The organism is Streptomyces sp. NPDC048521 (assembly GCF_043199855.1).
GTDB lineage: Bacteria > Actinomycetota > Actinomycetes > Streptomycetales > Streptomycetaceae > Streptomyces.
This window is the reverse complement of the sequence record NZ_JBICWR010000004.1, coordinates 186,402-203,754: the sequence shown is the minus strand read 5'-3', so window position 1 is coordinate 203,754 and position 17,353 is coordinate 186,402. Positions and strand designations below refer to the sequence as shown.

Genomic DNA, 17,353 nt, shown 5'->3' with positions numbered 1-17,353 from the left:
TGGTCCCTCACATCCGGAAGACGCCGAAGCCGCCGCGCGCGCCCTCGTAGGGCGCGGTGTGCAGGGCGGACAGGCACAGGCCGAGGACGGTGCGGGTGTCGCGCGGGTCGATGACGCCGTCGTCGTACAGCCGCCCGGACAGGAACATCGGCAGCGACTCGGACTCGATCTGCTGCTCCACCATGGCGCGCAGGGCCGCGTCCGCGTCGTCGTCGTACGGCTTCCCCTTCGCCGCCGCCGACTGCCGGGCGACGATGGACAGCACGCCCGCGAGCTGCTGCGGGCCCATGACGGCGGACTTGGCGCTGGGCCAGGCGAACAGGAAGCGGGGGTCGTACGCGCGGCCGCACATGCCGTAGTGCCCGGCGCCGTACGACGCTCCCATGAGCACGGACAGATGGGGCACGCGGCTGTTGCTGACCGCGTTGATCATCATCGCGCCGTGCTTGATGATCCCGCCCTGCTCGTACTCCTTGCCGACCATGTAGCCGGTGGTGTTGTGCAGGAAGAGCAGCGGGATGTCGCGCTGGTTGGCGAGCTGGATGAACTGGGCGGCCTTCTGGGACTCCTCGCTGAAGAGGACCCCCTGGGCGTTGGCCAGGATGCCGACGGGGTAGCCGTGCAGGCTCGCCCAGCCGGTGGCCAGGCTCGTTCCGTACAGCGGCTTGAACTCGTCGAAGTCGGAGGCGTCGACGATCCGGGCGATGACCTCGCGCGGGTCGAAGGGGATCTTCAGATCGCCGGGGACGATGCCGAGGAGTTCCTCCGGGTCGTGCTCGGGCGGTGCCGCGGGCCCGGGGTCCGGATACGCCTTGCGGTGGTTGAGGCGCGCGACCACGCGGCGCGCCTGCCGCAGCGCGTCCCGCTCGTCCACGGCGAAGTAGTCGGCGAGGCCCGACACGCGCGCGTGCATCTCCGCGCCGCCCAGGGACTCGTCGTCGCTCTCCTCGCCGGTGGCCATCTTCACCAGCGGGGGCCCGCCGAGGAACACCTTCGCGCGCTCCTTGACCATGATCACGTGGTCGGACATGCCGGGGATGTACGCGCCGCCGGCGGTGGAGTTGCCGAAGACGACGGCGACGGTCGGGATGCCGGCGGCGGACAGCCGGGTGAGGTCGCGGAAGATGGCGCCGCCCGGGATGAAGATCTCCTTCTGGGAGGGCAGGTCGGCGCCGCCGGACTCCACCAGGCTGATGCAGGGCAGCCGGTTGGCGAGGGCGATGTCGTTGGCGCGCAGGGCCTTCTTCAGGCTCCACGGGTTGCTGGCGCCGCCGCGCACGGTCGGGTCGTTGGCGGTGATCAGGCACTCCACGCCCTCGACCACGCCGATGCCGGTGACCAGGGAGGCGCCCACGGTGTAGTCGCTGCCCCAGGCGGCGAGCGGGGACAGTTCCAGGAACGGGGTGTCCGGGTCGAGGAGCAGCTCGATGCGCTCGCGGGCGAGCAGCTTGCCGCGTTCGCGGTGCCGGGCGACGTACTTCTCGCCGCCGCCCGCGAGCGCCTTGGCGTGCTCGGCCTCCAGCTCGGCGAGCTTGGCGAGCATGCTCTCGCGGTTGGCCCGGTAGTCGGGGCGGTGGGTGTCCAGGGCCGTCTCGAGAACGGTCACAACAGGGCCTCCGGGATGTCCAGGTGGCGGGAGCGCAGCCATTCGCCGAGGGCCTTGGCCTGCGGGTCGAAGCGGTGCCGGGCGGCGACGCCCGCGCCGACGATCCCCTCCACGACGAAGTTGAGGGCGCGCAGGTTCGGCAGCGGGTGCCGGGTGACGGGCAGGTCCCGGCTCTCGGGGATCAGCTGCCGGAACCGCTCGGCGGTCAGCTCGTGGGCGAGCCACCGCCACGCGTCGTCCGACCGCGCCCACACCCCTACGTTGGCGTTCCCGCCCTTGTCCCCGCTGCGGGCACCGGCGACCAGCCCGAGGGGGGCGCGCCGGGTCGGTCCGGGCGGGAGGGGGTCGGGCAGGGGCGGCTGCGGTACGTCGTCCAGGGTGCGCGTCTGCTGGGGCGGCGGTACGGGGACACGGCGTCCGTCATGGAGGACGGCCCTATGGTCGACGCCTCCATGGGGCACGTACACATCCTCGAAGACCCCATAAGGGGCGCCTTTCCCGGGTGGGGACAGCACATGGAAGCCGGGGTAGCCGGCCAGCGCCAGCTCCACGGCGGCCCCGCTCAGCGCCCGCCCGACGACCCGCTCGTCCGGGTCCCGTACGACGAGCCGCAGCAGGGCGCTCGCGGTCTCCTCGGTGTCGGCGTCGGCGCGGTCGGTGCGCACCAGGTCCCACCGCACCTCGGTGGGCGGCGACTTGGCGAGCGCGTCGGCCAGCTGAGCGCGGACCAGGTCCGCCTTGGCCTCGATGTCGAGTCCGGTGAGGACGAAGACCACCTCGTTGCGGAAGCCGCCGAGCCGGTTGAGCCCGACCTTGAGCGTCGGCGGCGGAGCCTCCCCGCGCACGCCCTCGATCCGCACCCGGTCCGGCCCGTCCTGGCCCAGCCGTACGGTGTCCAGCCGGGCGGTGACATCAGGACCGGCGTACCGGGCGCCGCCGGTCTCGTAGAGCAGCTGGGCGGTGACCGTGCCGACGTCCACGAAGCCGCCGGTGCCGGGGTGCTTGGTGATCACGCTGCTGCCGTCGGCGTGGATCTCGGCGAGCGGGAAGCCGGGGCGGCGTACGTCGCCCTCGCGGAAGAAGGAGTAGTTCCCGCCGGTCGCCTGCGGCCCGCACTCCAGCACGTGCCCGGCGACGACGGCACCGGCGAGCCGGTCGTACTCCCCCGGCTGCCAGCCGAAGTGGGCGGCGGCGGGTCCGGTGACCAGGGACGCGTCCGTCACGCGCCCGGTGACGACCACGTCCGCGCCCGCCCGCAGGCACGCGGCGATGCCGAAGCCGCCGAGGTAGGCGTGGGCGGCGAGGGTCCCGGGGTGCCCGGCGGTCAGGTCGTCTCCCTCGACGTGCGCGACGCGTACGGGGATGCCGAGCCGCTCGGCCGACTCCCTGACGGCGCCGGCGAGTCCGGCCGGGTTCAGGCCGCCCGCGTTGGTGACGATCCGCACCCCGCGCTCGTGGGCGAGGCCGAGGCAGTCCTCCAGCTGGCGCAGGAAGGTGCGGGCGTATCCGGCCGAGGGATCCTTCAGCCGGTCGCGGGCGAGGATCAGCATGGTGAGTTCGGCGAGGTAGTCGCCGGTGAGGACGTCGACCTCACCGCCGGTGAGCATCTCGCGCAGGGCGTCGAAGCGGTCGCCGTAGAAGCCGGAGAAGTTGCCGATGCGCAACGGGTTCACCGGGTGCCCTCCTTCGGCGGGCGGCCGGTGCCGGGTGGGCCCGCGAAGGCCTGGGCGATGTCGAGCCAGCGGTCGGCGTCGGGGCCCTCGGCGCGTACGGCGAGGTCGGCTCGGTGGGCGCGCTGGGTGACCAGCAGGCAGAAGTCGAGGGCGGGGCCGGTGACGCGCTGGGGGGCGTCGGCCGGGCCGTAGGCCCACAACGCGCCGGACGGTGCGGTGACTTCGACGCGGAACTCCTCGGCCGGCACGGGCAGACCGCGCACCCCGAAGGCGAAGTCCCGCGCCCGCACACCGATGCGGACCACATGACGGAGCCGGTCGGTGGATGGGCGCACCACACCCAGGGCGTCCGCTACATCCTGGCCGTGGGCCCAGGTCTCCATGAGCCGGCCCGTGGCCATAGAGGCGGCCGACATGGGTGGCCCGAACCAGGGGAACCGGGTGCCGCTCGGTGCCGCCCGCAGCGCCCTGTCGAGCGCGGTCCGGCCCTCCCGCCACCGGGCCAGCAGTTCGGCGGGCCGGAGCCGGGCGCCTTCCTCGGCGCCGTCGTCCACGAAGGTGCCGGGCGCGGCGAGCGCCTTCTCGACGGCCTCCTGGAAACCGGCCTCGTCCGTGACGGCCAGCAGTGCGGCCTTGTCGGTCCAGTGCAGATGGGCGATCTGGTGGGCGATGGTCCAGCGTGGCGCGGGCGTCGCGAGCGTCCACTGCTCCTCGCTCAACTCGGCTACCAGCAGGCCGAGTTGTTCGCTTTCCTCACGCAGGTCGTCGAAGACGGGCGTCGGGTCGGACATGGGGGGAGCATGGCAGCGGAGCAAGAAACAATCAAGCGTGCTTGCATTAATTTCGGGGGCACGTGCCCGAACCCGGCCGGCGCCGACCGGTGACGCCCTCCGCCCTGCGGGCCGTCACACCGCTTCCACCGGCGGATACACCGGCTCCCACCGCGCCGCGCGCACCGCCGCCTCGACGTCGTCCAGGCCGGCCCGCGCCACCCCCTCCTCCACCGCCGTCCGGGCCACGGCCAAGGCGACCGCCTCCGAGGTGCCGCGCAGATCGCGGACGGGCGGCAGGACCGGCGCGTTGAGCCGGGCGACGTCCGTGTCGTCGGTACGCCGGGCCACCGCGTCCGCCGCCGCCCGGAGCATGCGGTCGGTGACCCGGGAGGCGCGGGCGACGATCGCACCGAGACCGAGGCCGGGGAAGACCAGGGCGTTGTTCGCCTGGCCGATCTCGTACGTCGTACCGCCCCGCTCCACCGGGTCGAACGGGCTGCCGGTGGCGACCAGGGCCTTGCCGTCGGTCCAGTCGAGCAGATCGGCCGGGGTGGCCTCGGCGAGTTCGGTCGGGTTGGACATGGGCAGGATGATCGGGCGCTCGGTGTGCCGCGCCATCTCGCGGACGATTCCCTCCGCGAAGGCGCCGCCCTGGCCCGAGGTGCCGATGAGGACGGTGGGACGGACCCGCCGGACCACCTCGTCGAGGGGGATGCCGGGCAGGTTCTCGTCGCGCCGCCAGTCGGCGACCTCGTCCACCGGGCGGGCGTAGGGCACCTGGAAGTCGCGCAGCTTGTCGCCCTGGTCGCCGGTGAGCAGGCCGTAGCGGTCGACGCACCAGAGGCGGCCGATGGCCTTCTCGGCGGACAACCCCTCGGCGACGAGGGCGTCCCGGAGCTGGTCGGCGACACCGATACCGGCCGTACCCGCGCCGAAGACCACGATCCGGTGCTCGGGCAGGGGCACCCCGGCGGCACGCACACCGGAGAGGACGGCCGCGAGGTTGACGGCGCCGGTGCCCTGGATGTCGTCGTTGAAGGTGCAGACCTGGTCGCGGTAACGGTCGAGGATACGGCGGGCGTTGGCGGTGCCGAAGTCCTCCCAGTGCAGCAGGGCGTTCGGGAACAGTTTCGTCGCGGTGGTGACGTAGGCGTCGATGAAGGCGTCGTAGGTGTCGCGGTCGACGCGGGGGTGCCGGTTGCCGAGGTAGAGGGGGTTGTCGAGGAGTTCCTGACGGTTGGTGCCGACGTCGAGCATGACCGGCAGGGTGCGGCGCGGGTCGATGCCGGAGGCGGCCGTGTAGACGGCCAGCTTCCCGACGGCGATGTCGATGCCGCCGACACCCCAGTCGCCGATGCCGAGGATGCCCTCCCCGTCGGTGGCCACGATCAGGTCGACGTCATCGCCGGCCGGCCCGCTCGCCCGCAGGGAGCGCTCGATGTCCTCGGCAGCGTCGACGGAGAGGTAGACGCCGCGCGGACGGCGGAACTCGAAGCTGTAGCGGCGGATCGCCGTGCCCACGGTGGGGGTGTAGACGATGGGCAGCATCTCTTCGAGGTGGTCGCCGACAAGCCGGTAGAACAGCACCTCGTTGCGATCGTGCAAGGCGGTCAGATAGACGCTCTTGGCCAGGTCGCCGCTCTGCTCCCGGAACTGCCCGTAGGCACGCTCCGCCTGTTCGTCCTGGGTGAGCACACGGGGCGGGATCAGTCCGACCAGCTCCAGGGCCCGGCGCTGCTCCCCGGTGAACGCCGTACCGCGATTGAGCCGGGGGTCGGCGAGCACGGCCCGACCGCGGACGCCGATTCTCAGGGGGCGGGGGGTGGTGTCACGAGCGTCGGTCATCGGATCCGCCTTCCGTCCGGCTTCGCCCCGTTCGGGCCCCCTTTCAGGAGTGTGACGGAGGGGCGCGGGATGTGCAGGGCGGGGTTCCTGAAAGCGACTCCAGTGCGCACTCTTTTCGCTACTGTCGGTGATTGGGAGGTGGTTGATGTGCGGAGTCGTGAACTGGACCCGAGTGCGTCGCCCTTGGACTACTACGGCTACGAACTGCGCAGGGCCAGGGAAGCAGCCGGCCTTACCTTGGCGCAGCTGGGGTCGATCGTGTTCTGCACGGGGTCGCTGATCGGGCAGATCGAGACGGCGGCGAGGGTGCCGCAGCGGGATTTCTCCGAGCGGTTGGACGCGGCGCTGGGGACGGACGGGTTGTTCTCGCGGCTGGTGGGGATGGTTCTGCGGAGCCAGTTGCCCGGTTGGTTCCAGCCGGTCGCCGAGATGGAGACCCAGGCGACGTACATCTCCACGTACCAGTGCCAGCTGGTGTACGGCCTTCTCCAGACGGAGTCCTACGCGCGGGCCGTTCTCGGCATCGAGCAGGGGGAGCGACTGGACGAGATGGTGGCAGCACGGCTGGAACGCCAGCGCATCCTCGAGCGAGAACAGCCGCCTGTGCTGTGGGCGGTGCTGGACGAGGCCGTGCTGCATCGGGAGGTCGGCGGACGGGAGGTCATGCGGGAGCAACTCGGCCACTTGCTGGGGCTGTTCGGGAAACCGTGGATGGAGCTGCAGGTGTTACCGTTCTCGGTCGGCCAGCACACGGGCCTGATGGGCTCTTTCACGCTCCTGCGCTTCGCAGATCACCCCGACGTCTACTACAGCGAGAGCTACGACTCGGGTCACATGACGGCCAATCCGCAGGTCATCAAGGAGCGTTCCGTCGGTTACGCTCGCCTGCAGGCCGAAGCCCTCTCCCCGAGGGAATCGGCGGCCCTGATCGCCCGCGTGATGGAGGAACGCTATGGGGAGCAAGCCGGACCTGACGCGTGCGCGGTGGCATAAGTCGTCGTACAGCGGCAGCAGCGGCGGCGAGTGCGTAGAGGTCGCATCCCTCACCCCCGGCATGGCGGTCCGCGACTCCAAGAACCAGCACGGCCCGGTCCTCCGCTTCCCCACCGCCGCCTGGTCGGCCTTCGTGGAGTCGGTCAAGCGCTGACCGTCAGCGTGCCGGGCGGACTCGTGGCCCGGCGGAAAATCGGGCGGCGCCGCGGGCACGGCCGCAGTACCGTCGGTCGATGCTCGATGAGGACGGTTACTTCGGGGAAGCTGTGGCGGCGCGGTACGACGAGTCGTCCGGGGAGATGTTCGATCCGCGGATCGTGGAGCCCGCCGTCGGGTTTCTGGCGGAGCTGGCGGGTGAGGGTGGGCGGGCGCTGGAGCTGGGCGTCGGTACCGGGCGCATCGCGTTGCCGTTGGCGGGGCGCGGGGTCGAGGTGCACGGGATCGACCTGTCCCGGGCGATGGTGGAGCGGCTGCGGGCCAAGCCGGGCGGTGACGCGATCGGGGTGGCGATCGGGGACTTCGCGACCACGAAGGTGGACGGCGTCTTCTCCGTCGCCTACCTGGTCTACAACACGGTCATGAACCTGACCTCGCAGGACGCCCAGGTGGACTGCTTCCGCAATGCCGCGGGGCATCTGGCGCCCGGCGGCTGCTTCGTCGTCGAGGTCGGCGTGCCCGATCTGCGCCGGCTGCCGCCCGGCCAGGACGCGGTGCCGTTCCGCGTGGACGGCGGGCGGCTCGGTTTCGACCTGTACGACGTGGCGACGCAGTCGGTCACCTCGCACCACGTGAAGGTCGTGGACGGCCGGGGTACGCACCTGGCGGTCCCGTTCCGGTACGTGTGGCCGGCGGAACTCGATCTGATGGCCCGGCTCGCGGGGCTACGGCTGCGCGAGCGGTGGGGCGGCTGGAGCCGGGAACCCTTCACGAGCGAGAGCCGGCAGCACGTGTCGGTGTGGGAGAAGCCGGGGGATTGATCTCGGCCGCGGCCCGTCGGCTGGTCCCGCCCCGTCGCGCGTGCGTCAGGCCTCCGGGGCCTGGGCCGGCACCTTCCCCCGCCCCACCTGCGTCCGCACCGCGCCGATGCTCGCCATGATGACCAGAGCGATCGCGGCGGCCTCCGTCATGGACAGGGCCTGGCCGAGGATCAGGAAACCGGCCGTCGCCGCGAGAGCCGGCTCCAGGCTCATCAGGACGGCGAAGGTGGAGGCGGGCAGCCGGCGCAGTGCCAGGAGCTCGAGGGTGTAGGGCAGGACCGAGGAGAGCAGGGCCACCGCCGAGCCGAGGGCGACGGTGGTGGGGTTCAGCAAGCGGGTGCCCGCCGCGGCGATGCCGATGGGGAGGAAGAGCAGGGCCGCGATCGCCATGGCCAACGCCAGGCCGTCCGCCTGCGGGAAGCGGCGGCCCGTACGGGCGCTGAAGACGATATAGGCCGCCCACATGGCGCCGGCCCCCAGGGCACAGGCGACACCGACGGGATCGAGGTCGCTGAAGCCTCCGCCGCCGAGCAGGAAGACGCCCGCGAGCGCGAGGCCGGCCCAGAGCGCGTTGATGGCACGGCGCGAGGCCAGGACGGACAGAGCCAGCGGGCCGAGGACCTCGAGGGTGACCGCGAGGCCCAGCGGGATACGGGCGACCGCCTCGTAGAAGAGGCCGTTCATCGCGCCCATGGCGATGCCGAACACGATCACCGTGCCCCAGTCGGTGCGGGAGTGCCCACGCAGCTTGGGACGGCACACCAGCAGGAGGACCACGGCCGCCGCGAGCAGCCGCAGGGCCACCACCCCGAGCGCGCCGGCCCGGGGCATCAGCGTCACCGCGAGGGCCCCACCGAACTGCACCGACACACCACCGGCCAGCACCAGCCCGACGGGGCCGAGCGAGCCGAGGCCGCGCGGGGCACCCTCCGGGGATGCGGGTGCGTGCTGCGTCGAGGGTGCGGCGGGGCTGGGGGTGCTCACGAGGCGGTCCTGGGGCTGGCTCGGGATCAGGTCATGTTCATCTAGATGTACTTCCGAGTCCAGGGTAGTAGACCCCGTCAGGAGTGTGAACCCATTATGTAGCTGTCCTGGATGGTGAGACGCCCCGCGCCCTCGTCCGGGTCGTAGAAGCGCAGGAGGAACTCGGAGACGTGGACCTGCCCGCGCCGCTCGGGCCGGTACGGCCTTAGCGGCGGGCCATGTAGAGGTCGAGTGCCTTGTGCAGCAACCGGTTCAGCGGGAAGTCCCACTCCCCCACGTACTCCACGGCCTCACCGCCCGCGCCCACCTTGAAGCGGAGCAGGCCGAGCAGGTGGTTCGACTCCTCCAGGGTGTCGGTGATGCCCCGGAAGTCGTAGACGTGGGCGCCCAGCTCATGGGCGTCGCACATCATGCGCCACTGCATCGCGTTGTTGGGCTGCACCTCGCGCTTGCGGTCGGTGGAGGCCCCGTAGGAGTACCAGACGTGCCCGCCGACGATCAGCATCGTGGCCGCGGCGAGCACCTCCCCGTCGTGGTGGGCGAGGTACAGCCGCATCCGGTCGGGGTGTTCGGCGGTGAGCGCGGTCCACATCCGCTGGAAGTACGGCAGCGGACGCGGGATGAACCGGTCCCGCTCGGCGGTCTCGGTGTAGAGGTCGTAGAAGACCGGCAGATCCTCGTGACCGCCGCGGACGATCTTCACGCCCGCCTTCTCGGCCTTCTTGATGTTGCGCCGCCACTGCTGGTTGAGCCCGCGCCGCAGGTCCTCCGACGACCGTCCGGCGAGCGGCACCTGGCACACGTACCGGGGCTGTCCGGCGGCGAAGCCGTCCTCCCCGCCGGAGTCGCTCTGCCGCCAGCCCATCCGGCGCAGCCGGTCGGCCAGGTCGAGGGCCCCCTGCTCGTACGACGTCGGCGGCACGTCCCCCAACCGGTGCGCGTCCGGATCGGCGATCGCGGCCTTGACCGTCTCGGGGCTCCACCGCCGCGCCACCACCGGCGGCCCCATCTTCACCGAGAAGGCGCCCCGGCTCTTGAGATGGGCCAGCATCGGCTCGAGCCAGCGCTCCAGGCCGGGGGCGTCCCAGTCGATGACCGGGCCCTCGGGCAGATAGGCCAGGTACCGCTTCAGCTTCGGCACCGGCCGCAGCAGCACCAGCCCCACCCCGACGAGCCGCCCGTCCGCCTCGAACCACCCCAGGCTCTCCGCCTGCCAGTCGGGCTTCACATCCCCCCACGACGGCACTTGCAGATGGCTGGCCGAGGGACGGCTGTCCACGAAGGCGAGATGCTCGGCACGGCTGATCGGCCGGAGGGTGAGGCTCATACGCGGGTCTCCTTGGTGATCGTGGGTCATCTCACCCTACGAATCACCCCCGCCCGTCCTTCGGCCCCCACGCCGCCAGCACCTCCGTGTCGGTCGCCCGCGCGTGCAGGAAGTAGTCGGCCCACTCGGCGATGTCCGGGTAACCGCTCTCCCTGACCAGCCGGGCGACCGCCGCCGCTCGGTCGTAGGACGTCACGCGCAGATCGGCGCCGGGCCCGAGGAGGCACCAGTGGGCGCCCGGCCGGCCGTAGGGCATGCCGACGCTGCCGGGGTTGACCACCAGGCGGCCGTGGGCCAGCCGGACGTAGGGCATGTGGGTGTGGCCGCAGACCACCGTGCCGACGCCGGGGGCCAGGCCGGTGAAGACCTCGGCCCAGCGGTCGGGGCGGGAGTCGACCAGCACCAGCTCCTCGTCGTCGCGCGGGGTGGCGTGGCAGAACAGGACCGTGCCGAGGCCGCGCACGCGCAGGGTGAGCGTCTTGGGCAGCGCGGCGAGGAAGTCCACCTGCTCCTCGGTGAGTGACCGGGCCGCGAAGGGGCCGATGGGGTCGGGGATCTCCATCCGCTCGCCCCGCCGGTACTCCACCAGCTCCCGGTCCGCGTTCCCGCCGACCCACAGCACCCGATCGCCCTGCGCCCGCAACAGCTCGAGCACCTCGGCCGGTTGCGGGCCCGCCGTGATGTCCCCGGTGAGGACGATCCGGTCGGCCGCGACCACCTCGGGCTCCGCCAGCACGGCTTCCAAAGCGGGCAGCACGCCGTGGATGTCGGACAGGACGGCCACTCGGGCGTATCCCTCGGCCCCCTGAGCCCACTCGGCCTCCCGGACCCACTCGGGCTCCCGGGTCTGTCCGGGCTCCCGGGGCTTCCAGGGCTCCTGCGGCTGCTCGCGCCCCTCGGTCTTCTCCGTCGCCTCGGCCTCCTCGGTCACGTCACTCCCCCGCTCGCTGTGCTTCCGCGTCCAGCGCCTGCGCCAGCACCTCCGCCAGATGGTGTCCCCGTACCCCCGCCAACTGCTCCAGCTGTGTCCGGCAGGAGAAGCCGTCCGCGAGGACCACCGCCCCCTCCGGTGCTTCCCGGACCGACGGCAGGAGGTGTTCCTCCGCGCAGGCCCGTGACACCTCGAAGTGGCCCTTCTCGAAACCGAAGTTGCCCGCCAGTCCGCAGCAGCCTCCGCTCAGGTCGCCGGTGAGGCCCGCGGACTCACGCAGTCGCCGGTCGGGGGCGTCGCCGAGCACCGCGTGCTGGTGGCAATGGGTCTGGCCGGCGACCGGGCGGTCGACGGCGGGCGGGACCCAGTCGGGGGCGTGCCGCTCCAGGACTTCGGCGAAGGTGAGGACCGCCGAGGCCAGCCGGGCCGCGCGGGGGTCGTCGTGCAGCAGCTCGGGCAGGTCGGTGCGCAGGGCCGCGGCACAGCTCGGCTCCAGGACGACGACCGGGACCCCGGCGCGCAGCACCGGCTCCATCAGGTCCAGGGTGCGGCGCAGGACCGCACGGGCGCGGTCGAGCCGGCCGGTGGAGACGTAGGTCAGTCCGCAGCAGACCCGGGCCCGGCGGGCGGTCAGCAGCGCGGTGGCCGCCCTCGACCTGCCGTCCCCGATCGCTCCCCCGCGCGCGACCAGCGTCGGCGGAAGCGCCACCCGCAGCCCGGCGGCCTCCAGCACGCGGACGGCGGCCCGGCCGACGGACGGGGACAGATGCTCGGTAAAGGTGTCCGGCCACAGCACGACCAGGTCCCCGGGGCCGTCGACGGGCTTCCTGCCGCGCCACCAGCCGGTGAAGGTCTGGGTCGCCAGTCGGGGCAGCGGCCGCTCCGGGGCGATTCCGCCCAGGTGTTTCGCGGCGTGCGCCAACGGCCGCACCCGGGCGAGGGCGTTGAGCAGCGGAGCCGTACGCGTGCGGGCCACCCAGCGCAGCCACTCCGGCAGTCCGCCCATGCTGTGGTGGGCGGCGGGACGGCGGCGGCCGGCGTAGTGGTGGTGCAGGAACTCCGCCTTGTAGGTGGCCATGTCGACGCCGACCGGGCAGTCCGAGCGGCAGCCCTTGCAGGACAGGCAGAGGTCGAGGGCGTCGCGGACCTCCGTGGACCGCCAGCCGTCGGTGACCAGGTCGCCCGCGAGCATCTCGTGCAGCAGCCGGGCCCGGCCGCGGGTGGAGTGCTCCTCCTCGCCGGTCGCCCGGAAGGAGGGGCACATCACGGCGGGGCCGGGCGCCGTGGTCGTACGGCACTTGGCGACGCCGACGCAGCGGCGGACGGCCGCGCGGAAGTCGCCGCCGTCGGCCGGGTAGCCGAACGCCACGTCGACCGGGCGGCGGGGCAGGACGGAGAAGCGGAGGTCGGCGTCGAGCGGCGCCGGGCGGACCAGCATGCCGGGGTTGAGCAGGTCGTCGGGGTCCCAGACCGCCTTGGCGCGCTCGAAGAGGGCCACCGTCTCCGCGCCGTACATGCGGGGCAGCAGCTCCGCGCGGGCCTGCCCGTCACCGTGCTCCCCGGACAGCGAACCGCCGTGCGCCACCACCAGGTCGGCGAGGTCCTCGGAGAAGCGGCGGAAGCGGCCGACACCGGCCTCGGTGAGCAGGTCGAAGTCGATGCGGACGTGGATGCAGCCGTCGCCGAAGTGGCCGTACGGAGTGCCCCGCAGGCCGTGGGCCGACAGCAGCGCGCGGAAGTCGCGCAGGTAGGCACCGAGCCGGGCGGGCGGTACCGCGCAGTCCTCCCAGCCGGGCCAGGCCTCCGTGCCGTCGGGCATGCGGGTCGCCGTGCCGCTCGCGTCCTCCCGGATGCGCCACAGCGCCCGCTGGGCGGCCGCGTCCGTCACCACCAGGGAGTCGACGACATCGGCCGCGCGCACGATCCGCTCCGCACGCGCGCGTGCCTGCGGGGCCGACTCCCCGCCGGTCTCCACGAACAGCCAGGCACCGCCCCTCGGCAGCCCGGCCGGCGAGCGCACCAGGTCGGCCGCCATGCCCTCCACCGTCAGCGGCCCGTGCGCCAGAAGCCCCGCGGCCGCTTCGGCGGCCGCGCTCTCGTCGGCGTACGCCAGCACCGCGAGGGCACGCGCGCGGGGGGCCTCCACCAGCCGTACGACCGCCTCGGTCAGGATGCCGAGGGTGCCCTCCGAGCCGCAGAAGGAGCGGGCGACGTCCGCGCCCTTCTCGGGGAGCAGGGCGTCCAGGGCGTACCCGGAGATGCGGCGGGGCAGGTCCGGGAACCCTGTGCGCAGGCGGGCCAGCTCGCCCTCCGCCAGTGCGCGCAGGCCGTCCGGGGCACCGGCCCAGCCCTGCCCGAGCCGCAGCCGCTGCCCGCGCGCGGTGACGACGGACAGCTCGCGCACGCTGTCCGCGGTCGTCCCCCAGGCGACCGAGTGGGAGCCGCACGCGTTGTTGCCGATCATTCCGCCGAGCGTGCACCGGCTGTGCGTCGACGGGTCCGGGCCGAACCGCAGCCCGTGCGGTGCGGCGGCCTCCTGGAGCCGGTCGAGGACGAGTCCGGGCTGCACGACGGCCGTGCGCGTGCCCGGGTCCAGCTCCAGCAGGCCGGTCATGTGCCGGGTGAAGTCCAGCACGACGCCCGTGCCGGTCGCCTGCCCGGCGATCGACGTGCCCCCGCCGCGCGCCACCACCGGCACCCCGCGCGCCCGGCACACCTCGAGTGCGGCCGCCACGTCGTCGGCGTCCCGGGGGGCCACCACGCCCAGGGGGACACGCCGGTAGTTGGACGCGTCCATGGTGACCAGCGCCCGGGCGGTGACGTCGAAGCCGACGTCACCCCGGACGGCCCTGCGCAGTTCGCCCGCAAGATCTGTCATGCGTCCAGGATGCATCCGGTCACGGACAGTCACAGCGACTTTTCCACAGCTCCGCACATATCGTCGTACGACCTCACAAGTCCACGGCTCGGCGATCTCGTCTCATCGGACGGACACGGGTCCACCCCGGTTCACCCCACCGGCTAACCTCCATTCCGTGGCCGACATCCAGATCCCCGCTGACATCAAGCCCGCCGACGGACGCTTCGGCGCGGGCCCCTCCAAGGTGCGCACCGAGGCGCTGGACGCCCTCGCCGCCACCGGTACGTCCCTCCTGGGTACCTCCCACCGCCAGGCGCCCGTGAAGAACCTGGTCGGCAGGGTCCGCGAGGGCATCTCCGAGCTGTTCTCCCTGCCCGAGGGCTACGAGGTGATCCTCGGCAACGGCGGCTCCACCGCCTTCTGGGACATCGCCACCCACGGTCTGATCGAGAACAAGTCCCAGCACCTCAGCTTCGGCGAGTTCTCCTCCAAGTTCGCCAAGGCGGCCAAGCTCGCCCCGTGGCTGGCCGAGCCCACCGTCATCGCCGCCGACCCCGGCACCCACCCGGAGGCACAGGCCGAGGCGGGTGTCGACGTCTACGCCTTCACCCACAACGAGACCTCCACCGGTGTCGCCATGCCGATCCGGCGCGTGGCCGGCGCCGACGAGGGCGCGCTCGTCCTGGTGGACGCCACCTCGGGCGCGGGCGGCCTCCCGGTCGACGTCGCCGAGACCGACGTCTACTACTTCGCCCCGCAGAAGTCCTTCGCCTCCGACGGCGGCCTGTGGATCGGCGTCTTCTCCCCGGCCGCGATCGAGCGCGCCGAGCGGATCCACGCCTCCGGCCGGCACGTCCCGGAGTTCTTCTCGCTGCCGACGGCGATCGACAACTCCCGCAAGAACCAGACGTACAACACCCCGGCCCTCGCCACCCTCTTCCTGCTGGGCGAGCAGCTCGAGTGGCTCAACGGCCAGGGCGGTCTGGCCTTCTCCACGGCCCGCACGAAGGACTCCTCGACCCGCCTGTACAGCTGGGCGGAGGAGTCGAAGTACGCGACCCCGTTCGTCTCGGACCCGGCCAAGCGCTCGCAGGTCATCGGCACGATCGACTTCTCGGACGAGATCGACGCGGCCGCCGTCGCCAAGGTGCTGCGCGCCAACGGCATCGTGGACACCGAGCCGTACCGCAAGCTCGGCCGCAACCAGCTGCGCATCGCGATGTTCCCGGCGATCGACCCGGCGGACGTCGAGGCGCTGACGAAGTGCATCGACTACGTGATCGAGAAGCTGTAGTCGTCTCCGCCACGACCACGAAGGGCGCCCGGTGCTCGCCGGGCGCCCTTCGCGCGTTCCGCCACCGCGGCCCTGGCGAGCGCCCTGGCCGGCACCGTCGTCCTGCCGGTGGCGACCGCATCGGCCGACCCGGACGCCCGTCGCGGTCAAGGCCGCCGCCGGGCGGGACATGGTGGCCGCACGACGGCCTGCCCGGCGCCCGGGCGCCGGAAGTGACCCACTGAGCGCGCCGGGCCCGTCATCCCCTGCGCCGCAGCCGCCGCACCCCGAAGAGGGCGGCCGCGCCGACGGCGAGCACGACGGCGCCGACCTTCAGGCTCGCGCTGCCGGCCTTGTCGCCGGCGGAGCCGGCACCACCCTCCCCCGAGGGCGACTGTGCGGCGGGCCGGTCCGGCGCCTCCTCCGCCTGCACGGGGCTGCCCGCGCCCTCGCTGCCGTACATCAGCTTCGTCCCGTCGGCGGAGTACGACAGGGACTCCCCCTGCCCCTGCAACGGCACGTCCAGGCGGCCCTTGCGCTGGATGCGGCCGCCGTTCCAGTCGTAGTAGATGCCGCCGAAGTAGCCGCGTACGGCGAGCTGTTGCCCGTCCGGGGAGAACGCGGCGTCGGTGGCCCAGAGGTCGACGGCGGCGATCGGCCTGAAGATGTTCGCGCCGGAGGTGGACAGGCTCGCCGGGCCCTCGTACAGGTGCCCGCCGTCCTCCTTCTTGTCGACGATGTAGACGCGCCCGGTCTTCGGATGGACGAGCAGCGACTCGGCGTCCCGCGGCCCGTTCTCGTACTTCACGACGTACTGCGTCGCGGTGACCGTCTCGTCCTTCAGGACCTTCGGCTCGGGCAGCCGGTAGATCCACACGTACGGCCACCTGCCGCCGAGGTTGTCGCCGATGTCGCCGACGTAGATCTCGTTGTGCGGCCCGATCGAGATGGCCTCGACGTCGCGCGGGGCCCCGATGCCGCGCAGCGTCAGCCGGGCGACGGTCCTGCCGGTCCGGCTGTCCACGGCGTAGAGGTACGGCCCGTCGTCACTGTCGTTGTGCGTCCAGTAGACACCCGGGTGGAGGTGGGAGGCGGCGAGCCCGCTGGACTCGGTTATCCGCGGGTCCTTGATGACGAACCCCTGGTCGCCGTCACCGTCGGCGGCGGAGGCGGGCAGCGCGCAGGCACCGGCGAGCAGCACCCCGGCGAGAACGGCGAACGATCGACGCATGCCCCCAAGATTGCCATCACCGCCGGTGGTTCGCGGGACGTGGTCGGCCTCACACCCCATGCGCGCCGGTGATCGTCCATCATGAGCGGATGCTCAGGTTCATGCCCGTAGGTGACTCCATGACGATCGGGAGCGCGGGCGAACACACCTGGCGTCACCGGCTGTGGCAGCACCTGCGCGTGACGTACGGGGGGCCCTTCACCTTCGTCGGTCCGCGCGAGGAGCTGTACGACAAGACGGCCGACGCCCCGACGTCCCTCGCCTACGCCGACCCCGACTTCCCGCGCGCCCATCTGGCGGGCTGGGGCGAGGGCTGGCTGCACATGGCCCCCTTGGTCGGCGACGCGATACGGGCCCACCGCGTCGATGTTCTGCTGGTCTCGCTCGGCCTGATCGACCTGGGTTTCTACACGAACGCCGAGCAGACGGCGGAGAACGTGCGGGCCTTCATCGCCGCCGCCCGGGAGGCCCAGCCGCGCATCCGCATGGTGCTACTGCCGGTGATCCCCAACATCCGGGCCCAGGCGGACGAGGCCTTCGCCGCCCAGGTGGACCACTTCAACATCCTGCTCGCCAAGACGGTGGCCGACCTGGACGAGCCCCGCTCCCCGATCCTGCTCGCCTCACCGCCGCAGTCGTACGACATCCACACCGACACCTACGACGGCACGCATCCCAACGCGAGCGGGGAGCACCGGATCGCGGAGGCGTTCGCGGAGGCGATGCGGGAGGCGTGGGGGCTCGGACAGCCGTACGCGGCTGCGACTACCCGGGCCACCTCAACGGCTTCGCCCCCGACGTCACGGTGATGGCCGAGGGCGCCGAGAAGACGGCTGCCGGGCACTGGCGGTACCAGGACGTCGAGTTCGTCGCCGAGGTC

At 72.5% G+C, this 17,353-nt stretch carries 14 protein-coding genes and 1 pseudogene; 6 read left to right on the top strand and 9 right to left on the bottom strand.

All coding sequences use genetic code 11. The features are described 5' to 3' along the window. Positions 1–7: 7 nt before the first annotated feature. The 4 genes from ACGFRF_RS11880 to ACGFRF_RS11865 form a co-directional block, all read right to left on the bottom strand. On the bottom strand, positions 8–1,606 hold the full coding sequence (locus ACGFRF_RS11880; RefSeq protein WP_393738723.1) for an acyl-CoA carboxylase subunit beta: 1,599 nt from the start codon (positions 1,604–1,606) through the stop codon (positions 8–10). Continuing rightward, positions 1,603–3,279: an acyclic terpene utilization AtuA family protein gene (locus ACGFRF_RS11875; RefSeq protein WP_393738721.1), complete on the bottom strand. Its 1,677-nt coding sequence runs from the start codon at positions 3,277–3,279 to the stop codon at positions 1,603–1,605. Before ACGFRF_RS11875 ends, ACGFRF_RS11880 begins: the two co-directional genes overlap by 4 nt. Further along, positions 3,276–4,070, bottom strand: coding sequence for a TIGR03084 family metal-binding protein (locus ACGFRF_RS11870; protein WP_393738719.1), 795 nt, complete (start codon positions 4,068–4,070; stop codon positions 3,276–3,278). The genes ACGFRF_RS11875 and ACGFRF_RS11870 overlap by 4 nt, the downstream gene beginning before the upstream one ends. 114 nt (positions 4,071–4,184) lie before the next feature. After that, positions 4,185–5,897: an NAD-dependent malic enzyme gene (locus tag ACGFRF_RS11865; RefSeq protein ID WP_393738717.1), complete on the bottom strand. Its 1,713-nt coding sequence runs from the start codon at positions 5,895–5,897 to the stop codon at positions 4,185–4,187. Between the two features lie 183 nt (positions 5,898–6,080). Here ACGFRF_RS11865 and ACGFRF_RS11860 point away from each other — a divergent pair, with 183 nt between their 5' ends. The 3 genes from ACGFRF_RS11860 to ACGFRF_RS11850 all read left to right on the top strand — a co-directional run bounded on the left by ACGFRF_RS11860 (position 6,081) and on the right by ACGFRF_RS11850 (position 7,867). Continuing rightward, positions 6,081–6,890, top strand: a complete 810-nt coding sequence (locus ACGFRF_RS11860) for a helix-turn-helix domain-containing protein (protein ID WP_393738715.1) — start codon at positions 6,081–6,083, stop codon at positions 6,888–6,890. Beyond that, entirely contained in the window at positions 6,850–7,044 is a 195-nt protein-coding gene (locus tag ACGFRF_RS11855; protein ID WP_393738713.1) for a DUF397 domain-containing protein, read from the top strand. The genes ACGFRF_RS11860 and ACGFRF_RS11855 overlap by 41 nt, the downstream gene beginning before the upstream one ends. A gap of 79 nt (positions 7,045–7,123) precedes the next feature. After that, complete coding sequence (locus tag ACGFRF_RS11850) at positions 7,124–7,867, top strand: class I SAM-dependent DNA methyltransferase (RefSeq protein ID WP_393738711.1); 744 nt, start codon at positions 7,124–7,126, stop codon at positions 7,865–7,867. Positions 7,868–7,912: 45 nt separating this feature from the next. Here the strand turns inward: ACGFRF_RS11850 and ACGFRF_RS11845 are convergent, their stop codons facing one another. The 4 genes from ACGFRF_RS11845 to ACGFRF_RS11830 all read right to left on the bottom strand — a co-directional run bounded on the left by ACGFRF_RS11845 (position 7,913) and on the right by ACGFRF_RS11830 (position 13,987). Next, positions 7,913–8,851: a DMT family transporter gene (locus tag ACGFRF_RS11845; RefSeq protein ID WP_393738709.1), complete on the bottom strand. Its 939-nt coding sequence runs from the start codon at positions 8,849–8,851 to the stop codon at positions 7,913–7,915. Between the two features lie 205 nt (positions 8,852–9,056). Next, complete coding sequence (locus ACGFRF_RS11840) at positions 9,057–10,178, bottom strand: lipid II:glycine glycyltransferase FemX (protein ID WP_393738707.1); 1,122 nt, start codon at positions 10,176–10,178, stop codon at positions 9,057–9,059. 43 nt (positions 10,179–10,221) lie between these two features. After that, positions 10,222–10,962, bottom strand: coding sequence for a metallophosphoesterase family protein (locus ACGFRF_RS11835; protein WP_393739341.1), 741 nt, complete (start codon positions 10,960–10,962; stop codon positions 10,222–10,224). 148 nt (positions 10,963–11,110) lie between these two features. Continuing rightward, complete coding sequence (locus tag ACGFRF_RS11830; protein ID WP_393738705.1) at positions 11,111–13,987, bottom strand: FAD-binding and (Fe-S)-binding domain-containing protein; 2,877 nt, start codon at positions 13,985–13,987, stop codon at positions 11,111–11,113. Between the two features lie 157 nt (positions 13,988–14,144). Here ACGFRF_RS11830 and serC point away from each other — a divergent pair, with 157 nt between their 5' ends. Then, a complete protein-coding gene (serC, locus tag ACGFRF_RS11825; RefSeq protein ID WP_393738703.1) occupies positions 14,145–15,263 on the top strand; it encodes a phosphoserine transaminase in 1,119 nt (372 codons plus the stop codon). Between the two features lie 238 nt (positions 15,264–15,501). Here the strand turns inward: serC and ACGFRF_RS11820 are convergent, their stop codons facing one another. Further along, on the bottom strand, positions 15,502–16,473 hold the full coding sequence (locus ACGFRF_RS11820; RefSeq protein ID WP_393738701.1) for a WD40 repeat domain-containing protein: 972 nt from the start codon (positions 16,471–16,473) through the stop codon (positions 15,502–15,504). Positions 16,474–16,562: 89 nt separating this feature from the next. Here ACGFRF_RS11820 and ACGFRF_RS11815 point away from each other — a divergent pair, with 89 nt between their 5' ends. Together ACGFRF_RS11815 and ACGFRF_RS11810 are read left to right on the top strand one after the other, a co-directional pair. Further along, on the top strand, positions 16,563–17,282 hold the full coding sequence (locus ACGFRF_RS11815; protein ID WP_393738699.1) for a GDSL-type esterase/lipase family protein: 720 nt from the start codon (positions 16,563–16,565) through the stop codon (positions 17,280–17,282). Next, positions 17,237–17,353, top strand: a pseudogene (locus ACGFRF_RS11810) (Uma2 family endonuclease); the annotation flags it as partial. The gene ACGFRF_RS11815 and the pseudogene ACGFRF_RS11810, both read left to right, overlap by 46 nt.

What these genes read in the sequence shown, in the direction of transcription:
- ACGFRF_RS11820 (WP_393738701.1), bottom strand. Translation starts at nt 16,473, where the DNA reads ATGCGTCGATCGTTCGCCGTTCTCGCCGGGGTGCTGCTCGCCGGTGCC.
- ACGFRF_RS11855 (WP_393738713.1), top strand. Translation starts at nt 6,850, where the DNA reads ATGGGGAGCAAGCCGGACCTGACGCGTGCGCGGTGGCATAAGTCGTCG.
- ACGFRF_RS11830 (WP_393738705.1), bottom strand. Translation starts at nt 13,987, where the DNA reads ATGACAGATCTTGCGGGCGAACTGCGCAGGGCCGTCCGGGGTGACGTC.
- ACGFRF_RS11850 (WP_393738711.1), top strand. Translation starts at nt 7,124, where the DNA reads ATGCTCGATGAGGACGGTTACTTCGGGGAAGCTGTGGCGGCGCGGTAC.
- ACGFRF_RS11840 (WP_393738707.1), bottom strand. Translation starts at nt 10,178, where the DNA reads ATGAGCCTCACCCTCCGGCCGATCAGCCGTGCCGAGCATCTCGCCTTC.
- ACGFRF_RS11865 (WP_393738717.1), bottom strand. Translation starts at nt 5,897, where the DNA reads ATGACCGACGCTCGTGACACCACCCCCCGCCCCCTGAGAATCGGCGTC.
- ACGFRF_RS11870 (WP_393738719.1), bottom strand. Translation starts at nt 4,070, where the DNA reads ATGTCCGACCCGACGCCCGTCTTCGACGACCTGCGTGAGGAAAGCGAA.
- ACGFRF_RS11815 (WP_393738699.1), top strand. Translation starts at nt 16,563, where the DNA reads ATGCTCAGGTTCATGCCCGTAGGTGACTCCATGACGATCGGGAGCGCG.